This is a genomic window from Bacillus spongiae (assembly GCF_037120725.1).
Classification (GTDB): Bacteria; Bacillota; Bacilli; order Bacillales; family Bacillaceae_K; genus Bacillus_CI; species Bacillus_CI spongiae.
On sequence record NZ_JBBAXC010000003.1, the window covers coordinates 314,070 to 324,507 of the forward strand.

The 10,438-nt window shown below is 33.5% G+C and carries 12 protein-coding genes and 1 tRNA gene; 11 read left to right on the forward strand and 2 right to left on the reverse strand.

Annotated features, from left to right (window positions below):
* Positions 1 to 36 precede the first annotated feature (36 nt).
* Positions 37 to 165 (reverse strand): WYL domain-containing protein, encoded by a 129-nt coding sequence (locus WAK64_RS22555; RefSeq protein WP_473700444.1) that lies wholly within the window; start codon positions 163 to 165, stop codon positions 37 to 39.
* 208 nt (positions 166 to 373) lie between these two features.
* Here WAK64_RS22555 and WAK64_RS05790 point away from each other — a divergent pair.
* The 11 genes from WAK64_RS05790 (at position 374) to WAK64_RS05840 (ending at position 9,416) form a co-directional block, all read left to right on the forward strand.
* Positions 374 to 445 (forward strand) — tRNA-Val (locus WAK64_RS05790).
* A 336-nt stretch (positions 446 to 781) separates the two neighbouring features.
* Entirely contained in the window at positions 782 to 2,446 is a 1,665-nt protein-coding gene (locus WAK64_RS05795; protein ID WP_336585996.1) for an FAD-dependent oxidoreductase, read from the forward strand.
* 276 nt (positions 2,447 to 2,722) lie between these two features.
* Positions 2,723 to 2,983 (forward strand): metal-sensitive transcriptional regulator, encoded by a 261-nt coding sequence (locus tag WAK64_RS05800; protein ID WP_336585997.1) that lies wholly within the window; start codon positions 2,723 to 2,725, stop codon positions 2,981 to 2,983.
* Positions 2,984 to 3,185: 202 nt separating this feature from the next.
* Positions 3,186 to 3,665, forward strand: coding sequence for a DsrE/DsrF/DrsH-like family protein (locus WAK64_RS05805; RefSeq protein ID WP_336585998.1), 480 nt, complete (start codon positions 3,186 to 3,188; stop codon positions 3,663 to 3,665).
* Positions 3,666 to 3,727: 62 nt separating this feature from the next.
* Entirely contained in the window at positions 3,728 to 4,024 is a 297-nt protein-coding gene (locus tag WAK64_RS05810; protein ID WP_336585999.1) for a rhodanese-like domain-containing protein, read from the forward strand.
* A 54-nt stretch (positions 4,025 to 4,078) separates the two neighbouring features.
* Complete coding sequence (locus WAK64_RS05815; RefSeq protein WP_336586000.1) at positions 4,079 to 4,657, forward strand: sulfurtransferase TusA family protein; 579 nt, start codon at positions 4,079 to 4,081, stop codon at positions 4,655 to 4,657.
* 185 nt (positions 4,658 to 4,842) lie between these two features.
* The gene (locus WAK64_RS05820) at positions 4,843 to 5,970 is read left to right on the forward strand and encodes an MBL fold metallo-hydrolase (RefSeq protein WP_336586001.1); all 1,128 of its coding nucleotides are present in this window, start codon (positions 4,843 to 4,845) and stop codon (positions 5,968 to 5,970) included.
* A 25-nt stretch (positions 5,971 to 5,995) separates the two neighbouring features.
* Positions 5,996 to 6,223 carry a sulfurtransferase TusA family protein gene (locus tag WAK64_RS05825; RefSeq protein WP_336586002.1) on the forward strand — a complete coding sequence of 76 codons (228 nt, stop codon included), beginning with the start codon at positions 5,996 to 5,998 and terminating at the stop codon, positions 6,221 to 6,223.
* A gap of 48 nt (positions 6,224 to 6,271) precedes the next feature.
* Positions 6,272 to 7,051 carry a sulfite exporter TauE/SafE family protein gene (locus WAK64_RS05830; protein ID WP_336586003.1) on the forward strand — a complete coding sequence of 260 codons (780 nt, stop codon included), beginning with the start codon at positions 6,272 to 6,274 and terminating at the stop codon, positions 7,049 to 7,051.
* Between the two features lie 788 nt (positions 7,052 to 7,839).
* Entirely contained in the window at positions 7,840 to 8,100 is a 261-nt protein-coding gene (locus WAK64_RS05835; RefSeq protein ID WP_336586004.1) for a hypothetical protein, read from the forward strand.
* Between the two features lie 386 nt (positions 8,101 to 8,486).
* Positions 8,487 to 9,416, forward strand: a complete 930-nt coding sequence (locus tag WAK64_RS05840; protein WP_336586005.1) for a hypothetical protein — start codon at positions 8,487 to 8,489, stop codon at positions 9,414 to 9,416.
* A 709-nt stretch (positions 9,417 to 10,125) separates the two neighbouring features.
* Here WAK64_RS05840 and WAK64_RS05845 read toward each other — a convergent pair.
* Positions 10,126 to 10,438 (reverse strand): transposase (locus tag WAK64_RS05845; RefSeq protein ID WP_336586006.1); only part of this gene is annotated, 313 nt, incomplete at its 5' end.

Sequence of the window (10,438 nt, forward strand, 5' to 3'; positions counted from 1 at the left end):
TTTTTTTATTGGAAAATTTATATGAAATAGTAGCATTTAAGAAGAATTTTTAAGAGAAGAGTTTATTATTTGAGTGGCTAAAATGTTGTCTAAAGAAAATGTCCTTATTTGCTTTCTTAGCAAACAATATGCTGTTATATAAGTAGAATGGATAGAAAGAACCACAATTTTTCGTTTTGTACAAAGACCGATTTTGGAAAGATATATGACTTCAATTGGAACATTATGGTCTAAAGACCAGTTTAAATTCTTCAAAGGAATAGCACCTCCGTCCTTATAGTATCATTATATGCGAACACTCGTTCTTTATTCAAAATGAAAAAAAATATTGACAATAGGGTAAAAATAAATATAATAATTAATATACATATATGATCTGATAGTTCAGCGGGAGAATACTTCCTTGACAGGGAAGGGGTCGGGGGTTCGAATCCCTCTCAGATCATCCTTAAAAGCCAGAAGGTCCTTGATTGACAAGGAATTCTGGCTTTTTTATTGGAAATAAAACCTATGACTAGCTGTATTCTTAACTTTGTTAAGTGATTACTTTCTTACATCGAATTCACTATATGTTCAATAAGGTATGAACAAAATGTGAATGGTTAAAAAAGTCCTTCCAAGGCTTTAAGTTTTGTTTTATTATACCTATACGGGTATTGGTTTTAGGAAATGGTCAAATAATGAAAATCTGAAAAAGGCGCTGCTATTTTTTTAATGTGAGTAATAGAATGCTCAATTCAAAACAACCAATATTGAGAAGAAAGTAGATGGAGGGATGGTTATGACGAAGAAAGTAATTATTATAGGAGGAGTTGCAGGAGGTGCGACTGCAGCAGCAAGGTTAAGAAGACTGAATGAAGAATTGGATATTGTCCTCGTTGAACGAGGGGAACACATTTCATTTGCAAACTGTGGATTACCCTATTATATTGGTGAAAAAATTAAGGAACGAAGTAAATTAGTCGTCCAAACCGTAAAAGGGATGGCCAACCGATTTAATTTAGATATTCGCACTTTTAGTGAAGTGGTGCAAATAAACCCTGAGAATAAGAGCGTAACCATTAAAAATTTGCATTCAGGAGAGGTTTATGAAGAACCATATGACAAGCTCTTGTTATCTCCAGGTGCAAGACCGATAGTACCGGACATTACTGGATTGGACGAGAATGAAACTTTGTTTACACTAAGAAATATACCCGATACAGATAAAATAAAGAGCTATGTTGATCATAAAAACCCGAAGAAAGCAGTTGTGATTGGCGGTGGATTTATTGGAATTGAGATGGCCGAGAACCTAGTAAATAAAGGGTTGGAAGTAACCATTATTGAAATGGGAAAGCAAGTAATGGCACCAATTGATTACGAAATGGCGGCTGTTTTACACACTCATTTAAAAGAACATGGAGTGAAAGTAATACTAGAAAATAGTGTAAAATCTTTTATTGATAATGGAAAAAAAATCGTTCTTGCTGATGGAACTGAAGTTGAAACAGATTTTACGATCCTTTCCATTGGTGTACAACCGGAAAATGAATTAGCTAAAACAGCAAAGTTGGAATTGGGAGAGCGTGGAGGCATTATCGTAAACGAATTTCTTCAAACCTCAAATGAGGATATTTATGCTGTAGGGGATGTAGTAGAGGTTGAGGATTATATTAATGGACAAAAATTTATGGTTCCTTTAGCAGGTCCCGCTAATAGACAAGGACGTATTGCAGCAAATAATATTCTTGGAAAAGAAGAAAAATATCACGGGACTCTTGGAACTTCTATAGCCAAGGTGTTTGACTTAACGGTTGCTGCTACAGGAAATAATGAAAAAAAGTTAAATCGTTTAAAGATACCTCATGAAGTTATTCATATACATCCAAGCTCTCATGCTGGATATTATCCAGGCGCCAAAGCCCTATCCCTCAAATTGATTTTTGATAAAGAAACGGGCAGTATTTATGGAGCGCAAGCAATTGGAGAAGAGGGGGTTGATAAACGAATAGATGTTATTTCTACTGCGATAAAGGGAGGGTTAACGGTAGAGGACTTAACGAATTTAGAATTATCATATGCCCCACCCTATTCTTCTGCAAAGGACCCAGTAAACATGGCTGGTTATGTTGCCTCCAATATTATGAACGGAGAATTAGAGCATATTCAGTGGTATGAAGTTGAAAAGTATATGGAAAATGGAGGAGTATTGATTGACGTACGCGAACAAAAAGAACGTGAATTAGGCTTTATTGAAGGTTCCATTCATATTCCATTAAACGATTTAAGAGCTAGATTAGAAGAGCTCCCAAAAGAAGAAACGATTTACGTCAGCTGTCAAGTTGGGTTAAGAGGATATCTAGCAAGCTGTATCTTAAGGAATCATGGCTATCATGTTAAAAATATAGATGGTGGCTGGAAAACGTATTCTTCTGTGTTCGGAAATAAAACGAAAAAATCCTGAAACAAACCTAGATAAAAGCAGGAGAAATGTACATTCCTTTCTCACAATGGAAAGGATGCTCGTTGAAGAAAAGAGAAATATCTATTGTAATCGTGTTTTTCTTTTCTCTTTACAAACATCGTTTTTGAATGTTCTCTAAAATAGACTCTATTAACTAAATTGTTCATAAAGGCCTTAATACATCTATTTCTGTTTAGTTGACACTATACCAAGTAGGGTATAAAATAATTCCTATTAGATAGTGTTTTCTAAATTATAGTAGATAGGAGAATTTCTATGGAATACGATGATCAAATTAAAAATAGATTAAAACGAATAGAGGGGCAGCTTAGAGGCGTTTTAAAAATGATGGACGAAAACAAAGAATGCAAAGAAGTAATAACTCAATTGTCAGCTGTTCGCTCTGCTGTTGATCGAACCGTAGGGGTGATTGTAAGCTCAAACCTAGTAGAATGTGTTGTAGAGGCGGAAAAAAATGGGGAGGATGCGGATGAATTAATTAAAGAAGCTGTCAACCTTCTTGTGAAAAGTAGATAAAAAAGGGTTGACACTCTTTTTTTTATTTAGTAATATACCCGTAGGGGTATTAAAGAGGTGGTGTTAATTAAAAAACATTGTATAAGCCGCTTATTAATAAATAGCTTTCCAAATTTGTTGGGGTTATTGTATAAAGTAAATTTTTTTAAAAAACAATATACCTAATAGGGTATAAACATAATTTTATCATAAGGAGGTTCACATGACAGAAAAGAAACAAACAACCATCGTATTATTTAGTGGAGAATATGACAAAGTAATGGCGGCTTACATCATTGCAAATGGAGCGGCTGCTTATAATCACGAGGTGACCATTTTCCATACTTTTTGGGGATTAAATGCATTACGTAAGGATGAAAAAGTTCAGTTAGAAAAAGGTTTTATGGAAAAAATGTTTAGTAAAATGATGCCACGAGGGGCTGATAAAATGGGACTGACAAAGATGAATTATTTAGGTTTTGGTCCAAAGATGATTAAAGCTGTGATGAAAAAGCATAATTCGATGCCCCTCCCTCAGTTAATCGATATGGCAAAGGATCAAGGAGTTAAATTAGTTGCCTGTACAATGACGATGGACTTGTTAGGTTTACAACAAGAAGAGTTATTGGACAAAATTGAATATGCTGGTGTTGGAGCGTATTTGGCAGATGCTGAAAACGGAAATGTAAATTTATTTATTTAACATGATTGGATTCATCTAGGCATAAAACATATTTCTATTTAAAGAAGGAAGGAGGGTGTGTGATGAAGGAGAAGACAGCAATGGAAGTAGAATTATTAGTTAATCAAGGAAAGGTCGTAAATATCATAGATGTACGTGAAGCACATGAAGTAGCAATGGGAAGGATTCCAGGCTCTGAAAATATTCCATTGGGGCTAATTGAATTTCGAATGCACGAACTAGATAAATCTAAAGAGTACGTGATTGTTTGTCAATCAGGTGGGAGAAGTAGTCGTGCAGTAAACTTTTTGACAAGTCAGGGGTTTAATGTGGTTAACATGGAAGGTGGAATGCTTTCTTGGACAGGGGAAATGGAATAAAAAATTTTAGCTTAATTAATACCCTTGTAGGTATTTGAGATAGGAGGCTATAAGATGAGAAACATTAAAGTAAATGTAACACTAGACGCAAAAGGATTATCATGCCCCATGCCGATTGTGAAAACGAAGAAGGCAATAAATAATCTAGCACCCGGTTTAGTTTTAGAAGTTCAAGCAACAGATAGAGGTTCAATAGCGGACATTAAAGCGTGGTGTAACAGCACTGGTCACCAACATTTAGGTACTCTTGAAGAAGGAAATGTGATTAAACATTATTTAAGAAAGTCTTCTAATGAGGAGATTAGTGAAAAGAAACATCCAAATGTAACGAATAATGAAGTATTGGAGAAGAAATTAAAAGAAGGGGAAAAAATTATTCTCCTTGATGTAAGGGAAGCAGCTGAGTATGCATTTAATCATATCCCAAATGCTTTGTCGATACCTTTAGGGGAATTAGCAAGTCGTATAAGTGATTTAAACAAAGATGATGAGATATATGTCGTGTGCCATACAGGTGTCCGTAGTGACCTTGCTGCACAAAAATTAGCAGAATACGGATTTACGAATGTTAGTAATGTTTTACCGGGTATGAAACAGTGGTCAGGAGAAACAGTTAGTTATTATAAAGAATGAGGATAGAGGTATTACACTGCTATTCTATACTTTTATAACAGAAAATATCGATGCAAATGAAGAATCAATATTCGTAAACGATATAAGGATAAAGATTATGTTTCAATCCATTCCTAACAAGCGGGATTGAAATCGGAGTTTACTATATTTTTTTATAATAAAATATACCTAAGGGGGTAAAAAGAATGACGGTAAAGGTAATGGATGCAAAAAAAGTAACAGAAAAAATAATAAACAATGAAGAATTATTTATTTTAGATGTTCGAAATGAAATTGCTTTTGAGGATTGGAAAATTGAAGGGAAAAACTTTGATTATTTAAATATTCCTTATTTTGACTTACTTGATGGTGTGGAAGAAGTTATTGAAAAGATTCCAACGGATAAACAAGTTATAGTCGTATGTGCAAAAGAGGGTTCTTCTATTTTGATAGCCGAAATGCTTTCTGATGCAGGTCATTCAGTATCCTATTTAAAAGGAGGAATGAAGGCTTGGAGTGAACATTTGGAACCAATTAAAATAGCAGATTTAACAGATGGGGGTGAAATTTATCAGTTTGTTCGAATCGGAAAGGGCTGTCTCTCTTATATGGTCATTTCAAATGGTGAGGCAGCGATAATTGATTCAACAAGGATGGTAAATACTTATTTAGATTTTGCCGAAAGAAAAGGAGTTAAAATTACGCACGTCTTGGATACCCACTTACATGCAGATCACATCTCTGGTGGAAGAATGATGGCTGAAAAGACAGGGGCAACATACTGGTTGCCTCCAAAGGATGCCGGTGAAGTAACATTTAATTATCAACCTTTAAAGGATGGACTAAGGATGGCAATTGGTCATACAGCCATGTCCATTCATTCCTTATACTCTCCAGGTCATACAATTGGATCAACCTCTTTTGTTGTGGATGAAAAATTCTTACTATCAGGAGATATATTATTTATCGATTCCATTGGAAGACCAGATTTGGCTGGTATGGCAGAGGACTGGGTTGAAGATTTAAGAGAGAGTCTATATGTACGTTTCAGGAATTTATCTGACGAGTTAATCGTTCTGCCTGCACATTTTATGGTAATCGATGAACTAAATGAAGATGGAAGTGTTTCTGAAAAACTCGGAGTACTATATGCATCAAATCATGGATTAAACGTTCAAGATGAAAATGAATTTAGAAAGTTAGTAACGGAAAACTTGCCGCCACAGCCAAATGCTTATCAAGAAATACGGGAAACGAATATGGGGAAAAGGAACCCTAATGAAGAAAAGCAACGGGAGATGGAGATTGGGCCAAATCGATGTGCGGTACGATAACTTTATAGGAAAGAGGTAAAAAATTATGAAAACAGCAAAAGTGTTAGATGCAAAAGGGTTGGCATGTCCGATGCCACTTGTAAAAACGAAGATGAGTATTGCTCAACTTGAAGCGGGTCAAATACTGGAAATTCATACAACCGATAAAGGGGCAAAAAATGATCTTACAGCATGGGCCTTATCAGGTGGTCATGAATTATTAAATTATGAAGAAGAGAACGGTGTTTTGAAGTTTTGGATAAAAAAAGGTTAATACAATATGGGAACCGATTTTGGTTCCCTTTTCTTTGAGGGGGAAAACATGGACTTAAATTTTATCATAATCATTTTCTTGATTGGCTTTTTCGGTTCATATTTATCCGGTATGCTAGGAATTGGCGGCTCTATTATAAAATATCCCATGCTTTTATATATCCCGCCCATATTTGGGTTAGCAGCTTTTAGTGCACATGAAGTGGCTGGGATTAGTGCTGTTCAAGTGTTTTTTGCGACAATTGGTGGTGTGTGGGCTTATAGAAAAGGCGGATATTTAAATAAGGAATTAATTGGATACATGGGTGCTAGTATTTTAATTGGTAGTTTTATAGGTGGGTATGGGTCAAAGCTAATGACTGAAGCAGGTATAAATATAATATATGGGTTTTTGGCACTCATTGCAGCTATGATGATGTTTATTCCTAAAAAGGGAATTGATGATATACCCCTTAATCAGGTGAAGTTTAATAAATGGGTTGCAGCTTTACTAGCGTTAGTAGTTGGTGTTGGTGCAGGTATTGTAGGAGCGGCAGGTGCCTTTCTGTTAGTCCCGATTATGCTCGTTGTATTGAAGATTCCAACTCGAATGACGATTGCCTCATCATTAGCCATTACATTTATTTCTTCAATCGGAACAACTGTAGGCAAAATTACGACGGGACAAGTTGAGTATTATCCAGCGTTGATCATGGTCATTGCTAGCTTAATCGCATCTCCACTTGGAGCCAGGGCAGGGCAAAAGATTAATACGAAAGTACTACAAATTATTCTAGCGTTTTTAATAGTTATTACAGCTGTGAAAATTTGGTTGGATATTTTATCTTAATAGATAAATCTGATAAGAATGGATATTTTTTACCATTTACTATGGTCTTTTGCTAAACTTTTTTTCCGTTTGCATGTAGTAATAAACTTTATATGGTTACTTTTGACTAAGGTGAATCATTGTCTTAAAGGAGTTAGACTATGTGTTTGCTAGATGCAAAAAAGACCTGAAATAATATTGTACTTTAGGGTGATGATGTATTTATCATCCTTTTTCTTTGCCGATAAATACACCCTGCACTATTATTATGTATTAAATATTCAGTCAATTAGTAATAAACTATGTTACATTTCTACAAAACAGTAGTGTTTTACTTGTTGTAAGAACCTTCTAATACAAAAGGGACGGGGAGACAAAGGGATTTTGTGAAAAATAGCTTAATATTATGATATCTCTTGAATGACCTCCTCTTACATTATTTAATCTCCTAAAAATTTCTTAGAATTGATAATTATTATATAAATAACAAATTTAACAAAGTGTGATTAAAATCACACCTATTTTTTACCAATTATTAATTTATTAAGATATTGTTTTGTTAAAGTATCATTATTAAAAGGCTAATAATATTAAATCTAAAACTAAAGGGTAGATAAAAGAACTGTAAATTGACAGTGGAATTATTCAAAATTCTAAAAGGGTATTTCCGTATCAAAAAATGATAAACGCAGAAGGGATGGAGAATAAATCAATGAATAGGAGGATGTATAAATTGAAACACAAAAGTATAGTAAAAAATGAAAAATTTAATGAATATAAAATTCAAAATGGGGTTTCTTTTATGAATCATGCCGCAAATACTATGTACCATAGAGGATTTTATAGCCATTTCAAGTGTTCTATGCCCCGAGGTTATTGAAGTAAAAGGTCATAATTTTATTTCTGAGTTTTATCAAAGTAATTTAGAAGAATTTGAAGAACAATTTAATGGTGATCGAAAGCAAATTGAACAATTTATAAACACTTGGTCGTTAGGTGACTTCTTTTTAGAAGACTACACTGATTCAGTTGAAAATAAAAATTCAGTAAGCAATTTGGTGAAATTCTAGTGTATTTTTGAAAAAGGAGAATGATGGAACTATATCCCGAGAGAAATATTATTGTAGAAAATTGATTTGGGAATTACCTTATATCAGCAATGATAACTATTATAGAAACTTGATAGGCTACATGCCTTTCAAAGGTTTTTATTTTATAAAATAAGATGACTACATAGGGTATGGGTAATTCTGCACAATTTGAACAGTTAACAACACATTATTATCAGGCAGATAAGTATGGAAAGGCAAAAATAAAAGATAAAGGAAGAGGCAAGGTCGTTTGTAAGTAAAAAGAAAACTCAATAGCTGGCGAAAGTGCAAGATACAAATAGTCAGAAGAATAAAGAATGAGAATAAAAAATTGGACATACATTCTAATAAGGAGGTATGGATATATGAAAAAAATTGTTATTGGTATTGTTTTATTCATAATCATTTCTGGATCGGCTTTTTTCTTTGTAAGGAACTCAGATGGTTCGGAAATAGCTAAATCTGACAAACAAGTTGAAAATGAATTAATTATAAGTATGAAAGAAACTAAAGTTGAAAAAGAGAAAATAGAAAAGTTATTGACAAATAGTTCAAAAGAATTAAAGGACAATGGATTCGGAGAAGTAGGGTTAAGTTACTCTAATGAAGAACGTATTTTAACCGCACAAGTTAATGATAAAGATTTTTTAGATGACAATAAGGCTCAGATTGAAAATATTATCATTAATACTGCAAAAGAGGTAGGATTTAATGATTTTAAAATAGAGTTTTGGATAGATGATAGGAATATTGCCCAAAATAAAGAGGATAATGAGTTGATGGAATCATTAGATAAGGTTTCAAGAGCCGTTTCGGATGTATTAAAGGAAAAAGGATATAATAACCTTTCCTATTCTTTATCGGGTATATCGAAGAATGAAATCATAATTAAAGGAATAGATAAAGATATTGTAGGGGATGATGAACTTGCAACACACATTTCTAATGCTATATTATCAGAGACAAATACGAACTATACAGTTAAATTAAAGAAGAAAAGCGAAAGTGAGATAAGAGATATGGAATGGCAACCCATATTAACTGCAATAAAGGAAGAAACAAATAAGAAATTCGATGAATATAGAGGGTTTGCTTATTCGTTCAACCCTCTGCCATTGGAGATTATAATAAAGACAAACATAAATAAGAGTTGGTTCAAAAGCTCAGGTGAGAAGGTTAAGGAAATTGAAAATTATGTGGAAAGAATAATTGAGTTGAAAATAGAAGAGTTATCCATTAAAGAAATACCATATGAAATTATTATAAGAGATAAAAATAATAAGAAGATTAATTAAAAGAGAGCTTACATATATTAGTGAGAGTTTTTGTCTATATGCATCAATAAGTACATCTTTAATTAAAGTTTATTGCAAAGCACAGTTGGTTTGTTATTCAAATAATGAGATAATATCCTTTAAACTTATCTGATTTTAAGTCTTCTAGAATTGGGTGCGATTTTTGAAGAAATGACTGTAAGTGCTAAGGTATCCTTAATGACCCAATACAGGGCGGGGGATGCGTGTTTAGTATTAAACTTAAACAACTTATTGTAAGCTTGACATTTCCTTATTACGGTAGTGGTACTACCCCTTAACCTTGTAAATTGCCAAAATCCTCAAATCCTACTAGAATACACCTTTCTAAAAAGAGATTAGATTCCCATTATCCAATTTAATAATATTGAATAATAGAATTATCTTTAAATAGTTTCCAGTGTCCATTTATTAATGAAGTTTTTGTATATATAAGTGCATTTCCCCGTCTTTTATAAGAACTAATAGAAGATGATCATTACATAGAAGGGATTGATATAAAGAGGGTGAAACAACTTCTTTTCCACGAACATCATTATTGGGCAGTAAAAGAAGGATTTAATAAATATCAATAGTTTTTTTCAAATAAAGGAGGCTGGGACATAACTAGCTTCAAAAAGTGAGAAAGGTGAATTTGAGAGTTCTCAAATTCACCTTTCTTTTATTTTTGGGTTTGTATACTTGTATAACCTTAGTTAATGGCAGTGAATTTTCTTAAATTCACTGCCATTAACGCGAGACCCATTTCGTTTTCTACCTTTGATTTTCCACGTACAGAAAATCGGGAGAAACACAAATTCGCTTTCAAGAATCCAAAAACTGGTTCCACATCGATTTTCCGTTTTCGATAAATGGCCCTCGTTTTTTCTTCTGAAAGCTTGGCTCTTACATATTCTTTTTGATGTTCCCAATTTTCATTCACCATTAGTTTTCGATTATTGCCTTCTTTTGCTTTTGTGCATGATGAACGAAATGGGCATGAGGAACAGTCTTCACACTCATAG